This is a genomic window from uncultured Microbulbifer sp., assembly GCF_947489355.1.
Classification (GTDB): Bacteria; Pseudomonadota; Gammaproteobacteria; order Pseudomonadales; family Cellvibrionaceae; genus Microbulbifer.
Window position 1 is genome coordinate 1 of the sequence record NZ_CANLDD010000011.1, and the last position, 18,599, is coordinate 18,599.

At 55.0% G+C, this 18,599-nt stretch carries 17 protein-coding genes and 1 pseudogene; 7 read left to right on the forward strand and 11 right to left on the reverse strand.

Annotated elements, in window-relative coordinates; genetic code table 11:
* Positions 1–225 precede the first annotated feature (225 nt).
* From Q1A48_RS06915 to Q1A48_RS21780, 3 genes are all read left to right on the forward strand, one after another.
* A complete protein-coding gene (locus tag Q1A48_RS06915; protein ID WP_299942768.1) occupies positions 226–717 on the forward strand; it encodes a hypothetical protein in 492 nt (163 codons plus the stop codon).
* 108 nt (positions 718–825) lie between these two features.
* Complete coding sequence (locus Q1A48_RS06920) at positions 826–1,203, forward strand: DUF4440 domain-containing protein (protein WP_299942770.1); 378 nt, start codon at positions 826–828, stop codon at positions 1,201–1,203.
* An 84-nt stretch (positions 1,204–1,287) separates the two neighbouring features.
* Entirely contained in the window at positions 1,288–1,752 is a 465-nt protein-coding gene (locus Q1A48_RS21780) for a GNAT family N-acetyltransferase (protein ID WP_366523390.1), read from the forward strand.
* Here Q1A48_RS21780 and Q1A48_RS06925 read toward each other — a convergent pair.
* The 5 genes and pseudogenes from Q1A48_RS06925 to Q1A48_RS06945 form a co-directional block, all read right to left on the reverse strand.
* A pseudogene (locus Q1A48_RS06925) lies at positions 1,653–2,006 on the reverse strand (helix-turn-helix domain-containing protein); the annotation flags it as partial. The gene Q1A48_RS21780 and the pseudogene Q1A48_RS06925 sit on opposite strands and share 100 nt — an antisense overlap.
* 95 nt (positions 2,007–2,101) lie before the next feature.
* Positions 2,102–2,722, reverse strand: a complete 621-nt coding sequence (locus tag Q1A48_RS06930) for a hypothetical protein (protein WP_299942772.1) — start codon at positions 2,720–2,722, stop codon at positions 2,102–2,104.
* Between the two features lie 698 nt (positions 2,723–3,420).
* Positions 3,421–4,023 carry a CoA pyrophosphatase gene (locus Q1A48_RS06935; protein ID WP_299942774.1) on the reverse strand — a complete coding sequence of 201 codons (603 nt, stop codon included), beginning with the start codon at positions 4,021–4,023 and terminating at the stop codon, positions 3,421–3,423.
* Between the two features lie 215 nt (positions 4,024–4,238).
* The gene (locus Q1A48_RS06940) at positions 4,239–7,397 is read right to left on the reverse strand and encodes a multidrug efflux RND transporter permease subunit (protein ID WP_299942776.1); all 3,159 of its coding nucleotides are present in this window, start codon (positions 7,395–7,397) and stop codon (positions 4,239–4,241) included.
* Between the two features lie 32 nt (positions 7,398–7,429).
* Positions 7,430–8,731 carry an efflux RND transporter periplasmic adaptor subunit gene (locus Q1A48_RS06945; RefSeq protein ID WP_299942778.1) on the reverse strand — a complete coding sequence of 434 codons (1,302 nt, stop codon included), beginning with the start codon at positions 8,729–8,731 and terminating at the stop codon, positions 7,430–7,432.
* 75 nt (positions 8,732–8,806) lie between these two features.
* On the opposite strand from Q1A48_RS06945, the gene Q1A48_RS06950 reads away from it, so the two are divergent.
* On the forward strand, positions 8,807–9,346 hold the full coding sequence (locus Q1A48_RS06950) for an NUDIX hydrolase (RefSeq protein ID WP_299942780.1): 540 nt from the start codon (positions 8,807–8,809) through the stop codon (positions 9,344–9,346).
* Positions 9,347–9,397: 51 nt separating this feature from the next.
* Complete coding sequence (locus tag Q1A48_RS06955; protein WP_299942782.1) at positions 9,398–9,910, forward strand: hypothetical protein; 513 nt, start codon at positions 9,398–9,400, stop codon at positions 9,908–9,910.
* 41 nt (positions 9,911–9,951) lie between these two features.
* Here the strand turns inward: Q1A48_RS06955 and Q1A48_RS06960 are convergent, their stop codons facing one another.
* The 5 genes from Q1A48_RS06960 to nhaA form a co-directional block, all read right to left on the reverse strand.
* Positions 9,952–10,278, reverse strand: a complete 327-nt coding sequence (locus tag Q1A48_RS06960) for a YqfO family protein (RefSeq protein WP_299942784.1) — start codon at positions 10,276–10,278, stop codon at positions 9,952–9,954.
* 109 nt (positions 10,279–10,387) lie between these two features.
* Positions 10,388–11,242, reverse strand: a complete 855-nt coding sequence (trxA, locus tag Q1A48_RS06965; protein WP_299942786.1) for a thioredoxin — start codon at positions 11,240–11,242, stop codon at positions 10,388–10,390.
* Positions 11,243–11,469: 227 nt separating this feature from the next.
* The gene (locus Q1A48_RS06970; protein WP_299942788.1) at positions 11,470–11,850 is read right to left on the reverse strand and encodes an MmcQ/YjbR family DNA-binding protein; all 381 of its coding nucleotides are present in this window, start codon (positions 11,848–11,850) and stop codon (positions 11,470–11,472) included.
* 8 nt (positions 11,851–11,858) lie between these two features.
* Positions 11,859–13,226: a hypothetical protein gene (locus Q1A48_RS06975; protein WP_299942790.1), complete on the reverse strand. Its 1,368-nt coding sequence runs from the start codon at positions 13,224–13,226 to the stop codon at positions 11,859–11,861.
* Positions 13,227–13,325: 99 nt separating this feature from the next.
* Positions 13,326–14,798, reverse strand: coding sequence for a Na+/H+ antiporter NhaA (gene nhaA, locus Q1A48_RS06980; RefSeq protein WP_299942792.1), 1,473 nt, complete (start codon positions 14,796–14,798; stop codon positions 13,326–13,328).
* A gap of 126 nt (positions 14,799–14,924) precedes the next feature.
* Between nhaA and Q1A48_RS06985 the strand changes: the two genes are divergently transcribed.
* Positions 14,925–15,680, forward strand: coding sequence for a TlyA family RNA methyltransferase (locus Q1A48_RS06985; protein ID WP_299942793.1), 756 nt, complete (start codon positions 14,925–14,927; stop codon positions 15,678–15,680).
* 414 nt (positions 15,681–16,094) lie between these two features.
* Complete coding sequence (locus Q1A48_RS06990; protein WP_299942795.1) at positions 16,095–17,771, forward strand: alpha-amylase family glycosyl hydrolase; 1,677 nt, start codon at positions 16,095–16,097, stop codon at positions 17,769–17,771.
* A gap of 624 nt (positions 17,772–18,395) precedes the next feature.
* On the opposite strand, the gene Q1A48_RS06995 is transcribed toward Q1A48_RS06990, so the two are convergent.
* Positions 18,396–18,599 (reverse strand): hypothetical protein, encoded by a 204-nt coding sequence (locus Q1A48_RS06995; protein WP_299942797.1) that lies wholly within the window; start codon positions 18,597–18,599, stop codon positions 18,396–18,398.

Below are 18,599 nucleotides of genomic sequence, written 5' to 3' on the forward strand. Positions count from 1 at the left end.
AAAAAGCGAGAAGCCTACGGGCAACTGGCCGCTTTTTCTAGCTCCATTGAGATATGCACTTACAAGTTGAATCTAGGCCTCAATTATTCTGACGCCGGAGTACTAATCGTAGGTGAAAAATAGGATAAAAAGCGCTTTAGATTGGTTTTGCTCAGAAATGCTGCTCGAGAATTAGTATACAGGATGATCTGTTTAGGAGGTTAAAGGAATAGTTTTGGAGAAAAAATGCGATCAATATATTTAGTCGTTGTATCTGTTTTGGTTGGGTTGAATGCTTCTGCTTCAGAAAATCCCATTGGGTACATTGGATTCCACAATGGATTACCCTGGGCAATCCAGTTTAATGATTGTACAGAATACAATTTTGAAGGCGCGGAAAAATATCTGTGGTTTGACAGAACACTTGAATCAATAAGCTGTTATCAATATAAAGAAATGGATGAATCCGATCTTAGAGATGAGGCTATTCCAATCTATGAAGCCCCTAGGTTTGATACAGAAAAATTTACGATTAATAATTTTTCGGAATTTTCTGTTTCAAGCAGTGGTTGGGGGACATTTCCAAATGTATATTCAACATCCGGAAATTGCTGGTTCAAGGTTAAAGAGGGCTGGATATTCTTGAGTTCGGTCGATAAAGGATTCGTCCAATTTTATCAGGGTGATCAAGACAAAGGGGCTAAGGCTGCGCATGAAACCTATTTTCGTATACACTAAGCGCTTGCCTTACAAACTAATGATGCTATTTTTCAGGCCGGGTTCCTGCGCCGTATGGATTCATCAAAGCTTTATGCCACATAGGCTGATTGCGATAATAAACTAACGATGAATATTCTGATCGATTTGGAGAGGGCATTGCATCAATGTGACATTCGCCAAAATAGAGCGGAGGTTGAAAGCCTGATTCATGCGAGCTTCAAGGAGGTTGGCGCCTCCGGTAGAAGTTACAATTTCAACACCATTATAAAAATGATGGGCGCAGAGCAATCGTCAAACGGTTATATTCATTCCCAGGATTTTGAAAGCATTCTGTTGGAATCATCCGTATATTTGCTTCTGTATAAGTCAGCTTGGGTGGATAATAACGGCATTAAAAGTAATTTTGCAAAGCGTTCCTCTATTTGGGTATTTACTGGTGAAAATTGGCAGTTAAAGTATCATCAGGGTACTCCGTGCCAGGAGTTTGAGTTAAGGATACGATAGGCTCCTAGTCTGTGGTTTCACTCGGACAATCTTAATCAAGATGATCGTGGCGTGGTTGTCATTAAACAGACAGAAAGTCATTATATGAAATATACAGTTCGTACAGCCTTCGCTTCGGACATTTCTAGGATTAAAATATTAATAGAGAAGTCTGTACGAGGCTTATCAGCTTATGATTATACACAAGAACAAATTGAAGGGGCACTACTATCTGCTTGGGGTTTGGACACACAATTGATTAAGGATGAAACCTATTTTGTAGTGGAAACTGAAAATCTGCTGATTGGCTGTCGTGGTTGGAGTTACCGCGCAACGCTGTTTGGAAATGATAGAAAAAAAGATAGAAATCCTGATATATTGAATCCAGCGATCAATTCAGCAAAAATTCGCGCATTTTTTATAAAGCCCCGCTATGCGCGAAAAGGCATTGGATCTATGATAATGCAACAATTAGCCAGGTCATGCCGTAACCAGATACTGCGAACCCCGCTAGACGACACAAAGAGACCGCGCTTACGTAGCTCATTGGATACCCGTACCTGCCCATGAGCAGGCTCTTCAAGGGCATAAGCCAGCACTGCTTCTTCGATAGCTGAGTCAACGCGATTCTTGTGATTTGGCACCCGCCGGTTCTTCTCCAGCAGGGCGTCCACGCCGCCGCTGGATACGGCTTCTTTGTAACGATAGAAGGTGTCTCGCGATACGCCGAGCATCTTGCAGGCTTTGGAGATATTGCCGAGTTCTTCCGCCAGATTGAGCAGACCGGTCTTGTGTTTAATGATGCGATCGTTAGTATGAATCATGGGGTTTATCCTTGGTTTTGGTTTCAGGTTTCGTCACCTTCATCAAAACCGGTAAACCCCCTCTTTTCAAGGAGATGTGTCAGATTTGGTCTGAACTAATACAGCACAGGCCTGTCTATGCCCTCCACAACCACCTTATAATCATCGCCCAAACTCGTTGCCACTGCCTTTGCATCTGCTGAAAATAGCGCAATAATTTCACTTCTGTACTGATTTGGATTGACAACGCTAACATCAATCGAACCTAACGAATTGAATTCAGTTCTTCCAACAAGGTTAACCTTATCAACAAAACTTGCCATTTCTTCAACCAGCTTTGTCGCTTTATTCATATCGGAAGGGATCGCTGTTTTCACGCGAATTTTAGCCCTACTGGTGTCTGGCCTGGATCCTCTTTTCAATTCTATACGATGATTATCCAGTGTTAATGGTATTACAGACCCTGACTCAACGATACTGAGCTCAATATTACGGTGTTTTGAGGCTGTTGAAATAGCATTTTTTAGCGTCTGATAGATCTCTTCTTTTATGCGCTTTTCATCCCTGGTATCATCCCATACTTCGACCTCAAGAAGTAAAAAATCTCCTGTTTTCTTCAGCACCACGCCCGGCAATGGCTCATCTATCCTGGCAGCCGTGACGATGACTTCTTCTAGCGCTTGCCCCCAGCCGTTAAGTGATGAGGACAGTGCAAGTATCGCGATAAATTGCTTCATTTTTCAATTCCCGATTACAGTTCACGCTTGTTATAGTGACGGGCAACTTGTTGTGAACCCAACATTAGTAGGGGTTGATAGAGAAATAAACTGCCCCGGCATGCCTGTTCAAACTCTTCCCCAATTCCCGGTTCTCTGACATTTCCTAGTTTGCAGTATACGATGGGCTTGACAGAGGTCAATACAGCCATCATAGACTTCACCTAAAGCGTAGAAGTGGATACAGAACAGAGCCAACCGGCCAATGCTTGAGGGCTCCCTAGACGCGCAACGATTCTAAAATGCCCCAATTTATAGTGAAGAAGCTGCGCTCTCTGGCAAACACAATGGTCAGTGAGGCATAGGGGCCATGCCCCGGCCACAGGCCAGCGCATCTGTTTTACGTAATGCGCGCTATCATCCTCTACCTATCCCCTTTCCCAGACTCCCATAATGCGGACACTTCTACCCTTCCCCACGCTGTCATTCACAGAGGACCTGCCTGATAGGCGTAGCTTCTGTGCATTGTGGCTTGCGGGAAGAAACCCGCGGCGAGGCTAAAAAAACTAAATATAATCCCTGTCGCGCTTTGAGCGCAGATCCACAACTTTACTCCAGCAAAGCTATTGCGAATGCATTGAGCTACTGAGCCAATAAGTCGTGGCTTTCCAGAAGTGTTGAATTGCAATACGCCTGGCTTCTAGCAGATAACCGGCAATTTATGAAGTTTCGATAAATTTATCGTGCTTCGCAGACGCACCCAGGATTTTTACCATAAACTCAGAGAGCAAACCGGCAGTAAAGCCCCAGATTTCGTAGCCAGCATACTGGTAAGCAGGCAGGTGGATGGTGCAGTCATCCATGATGATATGGTCGGTGCGGATGCGCGGGTCGGCAAGAAAAAAAGACAGGGGCACGCGGAACACGGCATCCAGTTCGCCCGGATTTGGGGTCAATTCGATATCCGGAGCGATAACCGCCACCCAGGGCGTAACAGATACTTTCCAGCGGGTGGTGCGCGGCCACAGGGGGCCGAGCATACGCACGGCATGCATAGGCAGAGCGATTTCCTCCTCTGCTTCGCGCAGGGCGGTATATTGCAATGAAGGGTCGGTGGCATCCCAGCGACCACCCGGCAGAGAGACTTCCCCCGAGTGGGTGGACAGGTTGGCGGAGCGCTTGGTGAGAATAACACAGGGGTCCGGCTCATCAGTCAGTGCGATCAGCACCGCTGCATGCCCGTGCAGCGCACTGCCCTTGGGGACACCTGCCTCAAGTGTTGTTAGTTTCTGGGAAATGGATGCTTCAATCTTGTCCAACATAGCAATTCGTTCCACCCGCACACTGTGCATATTCCCTGGGATTTATCATACGGGTTTTTGCGGGAAAGACCGAGCCCTATACCAAACTATTCTTTTGTGACTATTAGCCAGATAGTCAACCCAACGCTCCTGGCCTGTTTAACAATCGGTCATCAATATCGACACAAAGACACCCATTCCCCGAACTTTTCAGCGCAGGAACCAGCCCCAAGGTATCACTCACCTACTGCGGATTTTTGCTGGTTCTGAGGCACGTAACCGCCCTTCAGTTTTTCGCGCACCCTCTGCACCATTGCGTAGTACACCGGTACCAGCAACGTGGCAAACAGACTGGCGGCCAACATGCCCCCAAAGACCACCAGGCCCAGGGAGACGCGACTGACCGCACCGGCCCCGGTGGCCACCAGTAGAGGGGCCACTCCGAGAATAAACGATATAGCTGTCATTAACACCGCGCGAAAACGCAGGCGGGTAGCGGAAAGCGCGGCCTCAGTAATGGACTTGCCTTTATCCCTTTCCACGCAGGCAAACTCGACAATCAAAATGGCACTCTTCGCCGCCATGCCGATCAACAGTACCAGACCAATCTGGGTGTAGAGGTTGTTGATGGAACCCGCGAGCCAGACCATTAGCATGGCACCGCTGATGGCGATAGGTACACATAACAGAACGGCGAAAGGGATGCTCCAGCTCTCGTATTGGGCCACCAGAAACAGGTACACAAATACGATGGCCAGGCTGAAGAGAATCGGTACCAGATTACCGGAGGTGACTTCCTGCAAACTGATCCCGGTCCACTCGTAGCCGTAGCCCTCCGGCAGGTTCTGCGCCAGCGCTTCCATGGCATCCATGGCCTGGCCACTGGAAAAGCCAGGGGCCGGGGCGCCGTTGATGGTGATACTGTTGTACAGGTTGTAGCGCGTGATGGTCTGGGGCGCCACAATGGGTGTGATGGTGGCCACGGAGGTCACCGGCACCAGGCCACCGCTGTTGGCGCGCACATAAAAGCCCGCCAGGTTTTCCTCCTCGTCGCGAAATTGCGCATCCGCCTGGGCAATCACCCGGAACACTTTGCCGTAGAGGTTGAAGTCATTGATGTAATAGCCCCCGAGCAGTGTCTGCAAGGTGAAATAGACTTCCGGCAGGGGCACGCCGAGCACATGGGCTTTTTCCTTATCCAGTTTTAATTCCAACTGCGGGGTGCTGGCCTGGTAACTGGTAAATGCCTGGGCAATTTCCGGTTTCTGGTTGGCATTGCCGAGCAGGTCGAACAGCACCTGGGACAACGCCAGAATACTGCGCCCCTGGAGATCCTCCAGCACAAACTCAAAACCGCCCACCGTACCAATGCCGGGCAGTGGTGGAATGGCGAAGGGCATAATCTGCGCATTGGGAATGGCCGTCAGCTTTTTTTGCAGGCGCTCCATAATGGCAAACTGATGCTCTTCCCTGCTGGTGCGCTCTTCCCAGGGTTTGAGTACAGCAAACATCATCGCGGTATTGGAAGAGGCGCTGCTGGTCAGCTGGTTGTATCCCGGCACAGCCACCACATGGGCCATGGCTGGTTCCTCCAGTAGGATGTCCGTGATCTGGTTGACCACTGGGCCCGTTCTCTCCAGGGAGGAACCGTCCGGCAACTGCACGTGCAGTGTAAAGGTGCCCTGGTCCTCATCGGGGATAAAGCCAGTGGGAATATGGCTGAACAACCAGTAAGTGAGGAGAAAAAGTCCAAAGATCGAACCAATCCCCACCAGCGGCAACCCGACACACACCTTCACCAGGCCCACGTAAAAATTGGTAGCCCGGTGCAGGAACTTATTAAAAAAACCAAATAGCCCGGTTTCCCTGATCCCCGCCACCTCGCCCTTTTCTCCCGCCCTCAGAATGCTGGCACAAAGTGCCGGGCTCAAAGTGAGCGCGTTAATGGAGGAGATCGCCACTGCCATGGAAATGGTGATGGCAAACTGCTGGTACATTTTCCCGGTAATTCCCGGCATCAACATCACCGGCACAAATACCGCAAACAGCACCAGGGTAGTGGCAATCACCGGGCCGGTCACCTCACGCATGGATTCCAGCGCAGCTTCTTTCGGGGACAACCCCTCTCCCATCAGGCGCTGGGTGTTTTCCACCACGATAATCGCATCATCCACCACGATGCCAATGGCGAGGATCAGGGCAAAAAGCGTGATGGTATTGATGGTCATACCAAAGGCGAGCATCAGGGCAAAAGTGCCCACCAGGGATACGGGTATTGCTATCGCCGGAATCAAAGTGGAGCGCCAGTCCTGTAAAAACAGAAACACCACCAGAATAACCAGGACCAGGGCAATAAAGAGCGTCTCCACAACCTCCTTGACCGAGGCCTCCACAAACAACGTGGTATCGTAGAGCACCTCCGCGGTCAGCCCCTTCGGGAAACGCTGGGAAAGCTGTGCCACCTTCTCCTTGATCCCTTCGGCCACATCCAGGGCATTGGCATCAGGCAACTGGTACACACCGATCACGGCAGAGGGCTGGTTGTCCAGCTGGCCGTATGAGGCATAGGATTCACTGCCCAGCTCCACCCTGGCCACATCTTTCACTTTCACCATGGCGCCATCGGGCTTGGCGCGAATAGTAATTTCCTCAAATTGCCTGGGGTCGACCAGGCGCCCCTGTACGAGAATATTGTACTGGAACTGCTGGTCTGTGCGGATCGGCGGCGAGCCGAGCTGCCCTGCGGCCACCTGAATGTTTTGCGCCTGTACCGCATCGACGACATCCTGCACGGTGACATCCAGGGAGGCCATACGATTCGGATTGAGCCACAGGCGCATGGCGTAGTTGCGCGAGCCAAAAATCACAACGCTGCTCACCCCCAGCACGCGGGCCAGCTCATCCTTTAAATAAATCTCGGCATAATTGGCCAAAAACAATTCATCAAATTTTTGCTCCGGGGAAAAGAGATTTACCACCAGCAGCAGCGTGGTACTCTGTTTGGAGACGACAACACCATCCCGCTTCACATCCTCAGGCAGTTGCGGCATGGCCTGCTCCACCCGGTTCTGCACATTCACCTGAGCGATATCATCGTCGTAGCCGGATTTGAACGTGACGGTTAGGCTGTAGGTGCCGTCATTACCACTTGTGGAAGACATATAATCCATGCCCTCTACCCCATTCACCTGGGATTCGATAGGCACAGCGACACTGTCGCGCATCACCTCGGCACTGGCGCCCGCATAGGTAGTGGCCACATTGATGGTGGCGGGGGTAATTTCTGGAAATTGCGCAACAGGTAATAAGGGCAAAGAAAGAATTCCCGCCAGGGAAATCAAAATCGAAATCACAAAGGCGAAGCGGGGCCGCCGGATGCAAAAAGCACTGATCATAAAACAGCTAAGCGGCCCGCGGCCGTATCGGGCTACTTGTAATCATCGACGGCTCCTTCAGGCTCGGGATACTCGCTATCAACGTGAATGCCCGGCAATAGTTCAATCACCCCCTGGCCGGTACCGGATTCCGCCGGCAATTCCCCATTGCGGGCGGGTGCTGCGGGCTGCGCTCGGGCATCATAGGGGTCGCGCGGGGTGTTTTGCGGTGTAACCGGCTTGTCCGCCACCACCCGCTGCAATCCGTTGACGATCACCGACTCGCCGGCAACCAGCCCCTGGTTTACAGCCCAGAGTTCCCCCTCCCGCTGCCCGAGGACCAGGTAGCGCTTGAGTGCCATATTCTTCTCGCCCAACACAAATACGTAGCGGCCCTGCATGTCCTCCAGCACCGCCGCTTGCGGCACCAGGGGTTTTAGGGCCTCACTGCCGGTAAAGACCCGGATGGAAACCCGCGCGAACTGCCCCTGCACCAGCAATTGGCTCGGATTGGGGAAGAGTGCGCGCACGGCGACAGAGCCGGTGGTCTGGTCGATCTGGTTGTCGATAAATACGATCTCGCCCCGGTAGGGGTAAAAGTTACCGTCCGGCAGCTCGATACGAACGTCCAGCCCTATCGGCGACAGCCCCGTCTGGCGGCGCCTTTGCGTGTCCACCTGCAGGGCGTAGAGTTGGTCTTCCGGCACCTCGAACAGCACATAAATGGGGTTCATCTTGACGATGGTGGTCAGCGGGTCCGAGTCGGGACCCACCAGGGAACCCTCGGTAAATTCGGTGCGTCCGATGCGCCCGGTCAGAGGGGCGTAGATCTTGGTGTAGGAAAGGTCCAGCCGGGCACTTTCCACTTTGGCCCGGTCTGCATCGACCTGGGATTTTGTCTCTTCATACGTGCCCATCAATTCATCCATCTGTACCTGGCTGATGGCACCGGTGGCGACCAGGGTGCGGCCGCGGCGGAAATTGCGTTCGGCTACCCGCAGTGAGGCCTTGGATCGCTCCAGATTGGCGCTCTGGTTGTCCAGTTCCGCGATAAAGGGGCGAGGATCTATCTCAAACAGCAGCTGGCCCTGTACAACGGTATCCCCCTCCTGAAAGTGCCGGCTCTGGATGTACCCCTGTACCCTTGGGCGCACTTTATATTCGTCGGTCGCTTCCACCCGGCCGACAAATTCAAAGCGCGGGATGACCGGCTGCTCACGCACTACCAGTACCTCCACGGGGGGCGGGGGTGGCTTTTGCTGCTTATCTTTGTCACCACAGGCGCACAAGATAAATAACACAAGCCCAAAAAATACAATACGCGCCATGGCAGACCGGGGACCGCCTTTGTACACTAGGGTTTCTAACAACTATAGGCGTCAAAAAGTCGGTGGGCTGGCGTTGGAATCCCGCATAGGTATACTGACGTCATGAAATTTTGTAGCCGCTGCGGCAGCGATGCCGTCACACTTTCTATCCCCAAAGGCGACGACCGCCCGCGCCACCTGTGCGGCAACTGCGGCGCCATACACTACATTAACCCCCGGGTGATTGTGGGCGTACTGCCTTATCTCGATGACCGGGTCATGCTGTGCAGACGCGCCATTGAACCCCGTCGGGGACGCTGGACCCTGCCTGCCGGTTTTATGGAGAACGGTGAAACCAGTGAAGAGGGGGCGCTACGGGAGTCCTGGGAAGAAGCACGCGCTAACATTCGTATGGACGACCTCTACTCAATCTACGATATTCCCCATATCAATCAGGTCTACCTGATGTATCGCGGCGAATTGACAGACACCAATTTCGGACCGGGGCCGGAATCCCTGGAGGTAGCGCTGTTTCGCAAGGGGGAAATTCCCTGGCCGGAGATCGCCTTTCCCATCATGCACAAAACGCTCGAGCATTATTTCGAGGACAGTGAGCAAGGGCATTACCAGTTGCACCGGGGCGTGATCTCACGCAAGCTGTAAATCGCCCAATCTGCAATAGGACTGCCATTTGAAACACCGAGGGAAGCTTGCATGAAATACTTCGCACTCCTTGCCGTGCTACTGCTAATAGGAAGCGGATCATTCATGCTTCTGCCCACTTCAATTGGCAAGCCTGTTTTGTCTCCGCCGCAATGGTTGCACCCGGATACATTCACCAGCGCAAAACAACAGGCTCAAGACACCATAAAGGCACTACAGGCCCAACTACACAAGGCCGCGATACGCACCCCAGCGCTGGCGGAATCCAGCAATTCCCTACAGCGTGAAGCACCCAATACAACCACCACCGAAGTGTTTACCTGGCGGGACCGGGAAGGCAACTGGCACTTCTCCGATACGGTGCCGGAGGGGCTTGGCAGATCTGTGCGCATACACAGAATAAAACCCATCAATACAGTGCCCGTCACAGAAACCTCCCCCAGCGCGGCGCAACGACCGCAAGAGCACTTCCCCCCTGGGGACAGTGTTTCCGATCTGCTAAAAGAGATCCAGGCACTGCAAAAAAAACGCCAGCAACACCAACAGGCGCTCGACAACCTCTGACCTTGCGAACTCGCCGAGATCTGAGGGCTTGCGTCCGGTTTTTATCGGCTGGGACCACAGCGCTCGTCCAAACGCCACAGGTCAAAGGCTGGCTCCTCGTAGGGATGCGCTTCATACAGGGCCGCCAGCGCCGCATCCACGCAGGTTTCGGCACACACCATTTCCACCCGGTACTCCGCCACCTCTTCCACCTGCCCGGATTCGCCCAGAAACGGCTGACTGCCTGGCTGCGGGCGGAACTGGCCGCTGCCCAGCACCTGCCAGCAGCAGTGATCATAATCGCCAATACGCCCCGCACCCGCTGTAAACAATGCTTGTTTTACCGCTGCCAAATGTGTTTCGGGAATATAGATACAGAGTTTATACATTGGAGAGAATCACATTGAAAACACCACACGGCACAGCAGTGTACCACTCAAAAAGCAGGGGGCGTTCAGCCCCCGCTACAGCCCAGTCAAACGCTGTTTATAAGCGCATTTAGAACATCATGGTCATCAGCTTGCGCTGGTATTGGGTGGCAACCGGATCGCCGGCGCCCAGGCTTTTCACGATATCCAGAAAGGTCTGCTTGGCAGCACCGTCGGCAAAGTGCATATCCCGGCGCAGAATATCCAGCAGCAGCTCCAGTGCTTCCTGGTGGCGGTCGGCCTGGCTGTACTGCACGGCCAGTTGATAAGCGGCGTCACCGTCTTGGGGGTTTTCCTTCAGCGCTTTCTGCAGGGCCTGGATTTCCGGCGTATCCGCCGCCTGTTGCTTTAATTCCAGCTGTGCCATCAGTTGCTGGTATTCGGCATCCTGATCAGCGAGCAGGATTTTCCCCAGTACCGTGCCCGCTTCCTGAGCGCGGTTCTGCTCAAGTAATAGCGCCGCCAATTGCTTGGCAATATCCACGCGCTCAGTGGACTCACTGTAGGCCTGGCGCAATAGCGGCAGGGCCGCACCTTTGTTCCCCTCAGCGATCAACGCCTGTGCCTGCTGCAGTTTGATGTCCCAGGGTTTGGGCAGGTACTTGTCAAGCATTTCGCGAATCTGTGACTCCGGCTGCACACCGGTGAAGCCATCTGCCGGCTGACCGTCTTTGAGCAGCATCACGGTGGGTAGGCTGCGCACGCCCAATTGCCCTGCGAGCATCTGCTCAGTATCCGCATTCACCTTGGCCAACAGGAACTGGCCGGCGTACTCATTTGCCAGCTTTTCCAGCACCGGCATCAATTGCTTGCAGGGCTCACACCAGTCGGCCCAGAAGTCCACCACCACCGGGCGCTGCATGGATTCTTCAATCAGTACCTGCTGGGCGTTGTCCGCCGTTACATCAATAATAAATTCGTTCACAACCACTCCTGAGTTGAGTTTGTCCGCGCATAATTTTACAGGGAATTTGGTGAATATTAGCCCAGCGATTCAGCCGGTTTTACAGAATCTCTTCGATCGTCGCCTTTATATTGCCAGTGCAAGCATGTGGGGCCGTCTGGCTTTCAAAAGCTCGTGCCAGCCCATTTGCGGGAGTGACACCCCGCGTTTATCCCATTGACCCCGCTACCTGTTTGCCAATAGCGTTACTAGCGGTACAAACTCTCTACTCCGTAAGCCAGCTGCAGGGATTGCCGCTCCGCCTTGCGCAGGCCTTTCACCACCAGCCCATAGGATCGATCCGCCATCCGCTCGATTTCAAAGTCCGGCACACTGCCATCCAACAATACGGTATTCCAGTGCTTCTTGTTCATATGGTACCCCGGCAGCACACCAGAAAAGATATCCCGCAGAGCCTGGGCCTCATCCGGGTCGCATTTTAAATTGGTGGCATCCACTCCGCGATAATCCCCGAGCGTAGCAAACATCCGCCCCCGGATTTTGAACACCGCCACCGCCGGGCCAAAGGGAAAGTCCTCCATGGCCTCAGGGCGGGAGAGCAGATAATCCCGCAATGCCGCTCTGTGCATTCTATTTCCTACCAGTTCAGGGAGGATGGCAGACGCGGCGAAGACAGCAACCTGGCAAAGCGTTGCCAGCGCTCATCGCCATCCTTTGCGCCATTTTCGACATAATCCGCCACCAGTTTCTTGCCCCAGTTGTAGTTGATCACATAAGCGCCATAGGCGTCGACAAAGTCTTTGCGCTGCTTCGCCTTGGCCGGGCTCATCAGGGTGTACTTCTCAAACAGTGGCGCTACTTGATCGCCTTCGATCTCGCCATCGATATATTGGCGCGCAATTTCATTGCCGGCAAAACCGAGTTTCTCCACCAGCGCCATCACCTGGTCGTATTTCCCGGCACTGGCCGGGTCCAGGCCCGCCAGGGGATAGAGCACCTCCATCTCAAAGCGGGCCTTCTCCCCACCGGGAAAAGCCAGGTCGATACCGTAATTAGCGCTCCCTTCCGCAACCAGCGACTGCGGACTGAACAATGGGTAGACACTGTACTCCACCCAGCCGCGCGTTTTCACCAGCGACTGCTCCAGCAGCGCATTGTAGGTGTGGTGACCGGGATAGCCCTCGTGGCAGCCCAGGTCAATGGCGCGATCAATGGTGATCGGCAGGCCCCGATTGACCTGGATCAGGCTCTGGGCACCGCCCTGGTACCAGTTGTAACCACTCCAGGGTTTGTCGCTGACATATTCCAGCACGAAGTTTTCGTTGTCCGGCAGGGAGATATGCTCCTTGGTGCGCCGCCGGCACTCCTCGATCGCCGCCCCAAACACCGCCTGCAGTTTGTCTGCGGGTATTTCAAATCCCTGCCGGAACGTCTGCACGCGTGCACTCAGGGGCCGGTCTCCAGGCAACAGCGTGTCCAGCTCCAGCAGTAAGGGCTCGAAGCTGGCGAGGTCCCGTTTGGGAGGCTCGGTATCGTAGAGCTGACGCGCTTCATTGGCAAAACTGCGCTCACCCGGCCCGGCGAGGCTGCGCGCGTGAGCCACCAGAGCACGCAATTGGGTTTTCAAATAGTGCCGGCGCAGGTCGTCACTGGACCCCTGTAACTCTGCCTGTACCGGCAACCGCAGCAGCAGCTCCCGGCCACGCTCGGCAATCTGTGCCGGGCTCGCCCCATCGAGGGCCGCCTGTTCCCGCCAGGCCGCCGGACCGTAATAGGCATCCACGTAATGCTTGTCGTGGTTGCCCAGTGCCAATACCAACTGTACATACTCCGTGGCAATGCTATCCATGTCTGTGCCTTCGTTTTTCTCTTCTGCCACCGGCTCCAATGCACCCCGCTGAGTTTTCACTCCGGTTTCCCCGCTGGCTTTGCCTTCGCAGGCACCCAGAAACAGTGCCGCTATCAGTAAAGGCCACAGGCGCAGCCCATTTACCACTCGCTGCATGATTGTCGCTCCCCAGGTTCGTTTCATACGTATTTTGACCTCAAAGTTGTTCTGAGGGGACCCCCGGTGGCAATGGGGGCTGTAGGGTGACAAGTTCACTCAGCCCGGCCTGCCGGTGCGCTCGTTCACGCTATCCGCTTTTGACGCTGCACCGTCACCCACCTGGTGCTGACTTTCTCCCACCCCCGGCTCAAATTCCTCGCACACCGGCGCATTGCGCAGCACCAGGAAACCGGCAATGCCGGCGATCACCGAGGCCAGTAGAATGCCCGCCTTGGCCTGGATCAGCAGATCGTACTGGTTGTTGAAGGCCAACTCGGCAATAAAGATGGACATGGTGAAACCGATACCACCGAGCAGCGCCACTCCGACAATATGCTGGAAGTTCGCCGACTTGGGCAACCTGCCCCAGCCCAGTTTCCAGCCGATCCAGGTGGCCCCCACAATGCCCACCAGTTTGCCCAAAACCAATCCGGCAATAACCCCCAATGTCACCGGGTTGACGACTGCACTGGAGCTGGTAAAGCTGTCGAAGGGAATGCCCGCATTGGCCAGGGCAAAAATGGGAATGACCAGAAAACCCACTGGGGTGTGCAAGCGGGTTTCCATGCGCTGCAGGGGCGATTGGGCCAGGTTTACCCCATTGCCAAGAGCCATCACCCGCGCGCGCAAGGCGTCGTTGGCAATGATTTTGTCACCGGGGCGAAAGCAGCGGTCGAAACTGCGGATAATATCTTTCACAAAGGTACTGAAGGCCACCGGATCATATTTCGGTTTGGCCGGTAACGCCATGGCGGTAATCACACCGGCAATGGTGGCATGCACCCCGGCCAGGTAAAACTCATACCACAGTAATATCCCCACAAACACATAGGCCGGGGAGCGGCGTACGCCCGCCGCTTTCAGCAGCCACATAATCACTATGAGGCTGCCCGCTGCAATCAGCGCCGCAACATTCACCTGCTCGGTATACCAGATCGCAATCACCAGAATTGCGCCCAGGTCGTCCACAATCGCAAGGGCCACCAGGAAGGTCACCACCGCACGGGGCACCCGATTGCCCAGCAACGCAATACAGCCCACAGCAAAGGCGATATCCGTGGCCATGGGAATGCCCCAACCACGCTCTCCCTCGCCGCCGGCGTTAAAGGCGACGTAAATCAGGGCTGGCACCAGCATACCGCCAATCGCCGCCATTACCGGCAGAACTGCCTGGCGCAGATCGGACAGCTCGCCCACCATAAATTCACGCTTCAATTCCAGGCCCACAAGGAAGAAAAAGATGGCCATCAGGCCATCGTTGATCCAGTGGTGCAGGGATAGGGAAAACGCCCAGTCCCCGGCACTGAGACTGATCGGCATATGCAGCAGGTGCTTGTAGGCATCCTGCAGAGGGGAGTTGGCGATAATCAGTGCCGCCAGCGCGGAAAGCATCAGTAAAATACCACTGCTGCTTTGGCGGTGGATAAATTCCTCAAAGGGGGTCACCAGGCGCCCAAAGGCCCCTTCCAGCGGTGCCTCAAAGACTTTCCCCTTGCGAATCTTGAACTTATCCAAAATGCTTTTTGCCATTGGCTGACATCCTTATTTTCAAGGTTCGGCCCCACAAAAACCAGGGCTGCTCTTCTACCTATGGGAGCCAGAGGTTAGCATGCCCTCTGTATCCTTAACCATCCTGACAGGATTTCGCGATCAGCCATGACCCGCCTGGACCAGCTCCTTGTACAGCGCAACCTCGCCAATTCCCGTACCCACGCGAAAAAACTTGTAGATGCGGGCAGGGTCCTGTTTTCGGAGGGCGGCCCTTTAGCGCCCGCCCGCAAAGCGGGACAATCCGTCAGTGCGCACTGCGCGCTGGAAGTTAGCCCCCTGCCAGAGGACCGATATGTTTCCCGCGCCGGCTTGAAACTGGCCGCGATTCTCGACCACACCGGGCTGGACCCCAAGGGCTGGCAGGCACTGGATGTGGGCTGCTCCACCGGTGGTTTCAGTGACTGCCTGTTGCAACGGGGTGCCACCTCGGTGGTGGGGGTGGATGTGGGACGGGACCAGCTGGCGCAGCAACTACTCGACGATCCGCGCATGCACTTATTCGAGGGCGTTAACGCCCGTCAACTGACCGCCTCCCAGATGGCGCCTTACGCGGACAACGGCTTCGACGCCATCGTGGTGGATGTTTCCTTTATCTCCCAATCGCTGATCCTGCCGCAGCTGCCCCCACTGCTGAAACCCACCGGACAATTGTTGAGCCTGATCAAACCACAGTTCGAAGTGGGCCCTGCGGGCATCGGCAAAGGCGGCCTGGTGCGCGATGCGAAACTCTACCGCCCGGTGCGCGAACGGATAACCCGTTTGATCCTGGCGCTGGGGCTCGAAGTCAGGGAATATATTGAAAGCCCAATTAAAGGAGGCGATGGCAATCGGGAGTTTTTACTTTGGGCGGTGCCTGTTTGACAGACAAAAAAAACTGTACACAGCCAAAGCACATAATCCAAATTTAGGTGGTCAGGTAATTTAAGGTATTAGTGAAACTCGACGAGTGAGGTGTCCAGCTCACTGCCGCTGATACTGAACTCCGCCCCAAGTTGAAACTCAAAAAGTGTATATATCCCGCTTTGCTGCAGCCTCAACCATCGCGAAGAGTAATATATCCATTGTGCGGGTCTTTGTAAGCCGTGCCGGGTTTGAACAGCAATGAACATGCGTGAAGCCTCAAGCGGGCCTTAGGGTTCTTCGGCCCTGTCACGAAAGGGTTCTATCCCCCGGCGAAATGAAAACCTCTCTACGCCCCCCCTGGGGGGAGGCACCGATGGGTTCCCACGTTAGAGTGAAGCAGATATAAGAGGCAATTTAAGAGAGAACACAATAATGAAAAAACTGGTCAGCGTGGCCGCCGCACTCTGTCTGATGGGGTTGGGTATGGCAAGTGCAACCGCCGCAGACAAGCGGGTGGTTGGGGCGCAGGTGGACCCTTTCTGGCGCAATGCGAGCGTCTATTTCCTGTTGCCGGACCGTTTTGCCAACGGCGATCCGGGCAACGACCGCGCTTATGGGCGCAAAGACGATGCCGAGCGGCTGCGGGGTTTTGCCGGTGGCGATCTCCACGGCGTGCTCGACAAGCTGGAAGCTGGTTATTTTCGCGACCTGGGGGTAACCGCCCTGTGGATGTCCCCGGTGGTGGAGCAGGTGCAGGGTTACGATGAGGGCGATGGCCGCACCTACGCTTATCACGGCTACTGGCCCCGCGACTGGACAGCGGTGGACGCCAACTTCGGCAGCGAGGCAGACCTGCGCCGGGTGATTGAAACCGCCCACAGCCAGGGCATCCGTGTATTGCTGGATGTTATTTTGAACCACGCAGGCCCGGTCACCAAGCGGGACCCTCTGTGGCCCGCGGCCTGGGTGCGCACCGCACCGGTGTGCGACTGGAAAAACTTTGCCGGCAATGTTCACTGCGCGCTCACCAGCAACCTGCCGGATATCCGCACGGAAAGCGAGCAGCCGGTGGACCTGCCCCCACACCTGGTGGCCAAATGGCGCAGAGAGGGGCGCCTGCAGCAGGAACAACGCGAATTGGATGCCTTCTTTGCGCGCACCGGCTACCCGCGCGCGCCCAAGTATTACATCGTCAAGTGGCTCACAGACTGGGTGCGGGAATACGGTGTGGATGGCTTCCGCGTGGACACAGCCAAGCATGTGGAACCGGAAATCTGGGCGGTGCTGAAGAAAGAGGCCAGCCTGGCACTGGCACAATGGAAGGCAAACCATCCGGATAAAAAACCCGATGACCGCGGCTTCTTTATGCTGGGGGAGGTCTACCATTTCGGCGTCGATGACTTCGGGCCCACCAAAGGCAGAGTATACAATTTCGGCGACCGGCAAGTGGATTTCTTTGCCTATGGATTCGACAGCCTGATCAATATGGGCTTTGCCCAGCACGCTGCACAATCGCCGCAGGATATTTTTTCCCGCTACTCCTCCGCTCTGCATGGAGGCGCCCTGGATGGGCTGGGCGTGCTCAACTACCTGGGTTCGCACGACGATCATCACTCCTTCGACCGCGAGCGCAAACAGGTCAGGACGGCGGCCCTCAAACTGATGCTGGCGCCGGGCGCCGCGCAGATCTATTACGGCGATGAAATTGCCCGGCCAATGATCGTGAAAGACGCCCGCGGCGACGCCTCCATGCGCAGCTTGATGAACTGGGAAGACCTGGAACGCAGCTCCACCCAAGCACTTCTCGACCACTGGCGCAAACTGGGACAGTTCCGCCGCGCCAATCTGGCACTGGGTGCCGGCGAACACAGGAAACTGGCGGACAAACCCTACACTTTCTCGCGCACCCTGGAGGGGGAACCCCCGGTACTGGTCGCCCTCGGTGTCAAAACCGGTAACAAATCCCTGCCGGTGTACGGTCTGTTTGCCGATGGCACCCTGCTCAAGGACTATTACTCCGGCACTGAGAGCCCGGTGGCCCAGGGGCGGGTTCATTTCAACACGGACAGCGACCTGCTCCTACTGGGGATCGCCCCTGGACGTGAATAATCCGACCGCTTGAGTCCGGCAACCACCCAGGTTTAAGATAAACGTATCAAGCTGCCGGATAAGGTTTTGGGCTTGGTTTATTCTTTTGCCGACTACCGCTCGGCAGGTGGTGAGAAGCAAATTGAATCGCTCCTGCAGGAATTTACCGAACCGATTGTGGGGATGTATCTGTACTATCCGCAAGAATACAGCTCTGTGAAGCTACTGCGACTGTTTATCGATCACATTCAGTGGAGCGGATGCTGCAAGGTGCCGGCCTTCCACCGGCTCGGGGCAATCGCCCTTGGCACTGTTTCCCCGCGAATCAGGCAGAGTGTGTCGCGGTCGTGTCGTGCCATTGGATACCCCCCGCAAGGTTACTCTGCCCCGCACTACGGGAGGTTGCACTTACTACTCAATGTCGGTCTCTCCCGACTGTCACACCATTGGGCAGGTGTCACCCCATCCCGTCTACTCAACCCGACCCGAACAACACCACTACGGAAAAAACCCTTTTGCTGTGTGCCGCCCTGTGCAGCAGGCGTGTGCATCGGCACGCCTCGTGTCTGCCTGGGTCCTCCCCGGGGAGGCCCCCAGCGCACAACCACCTCTCTCTCAACCAACCCGCGCCTGCGGCGCAGTTACTCACTGTGGCGTGGCCGGTTCTTGGGACAATTGTTCTGATAAGCGCGCAAGCGTTCTCCAGCGGGGATTCTCGGTGGTGCCATTGGCGATTTTGATCAGAGTGAAGTAAGGCACGCCAGAGCGCTCGGAAATTTCTTTCCATTGGCCCCGGCGCTCCCGCAGTTGCGCCCTGACTTTTTCAAGCAAATCACCGCCTGTATCCAT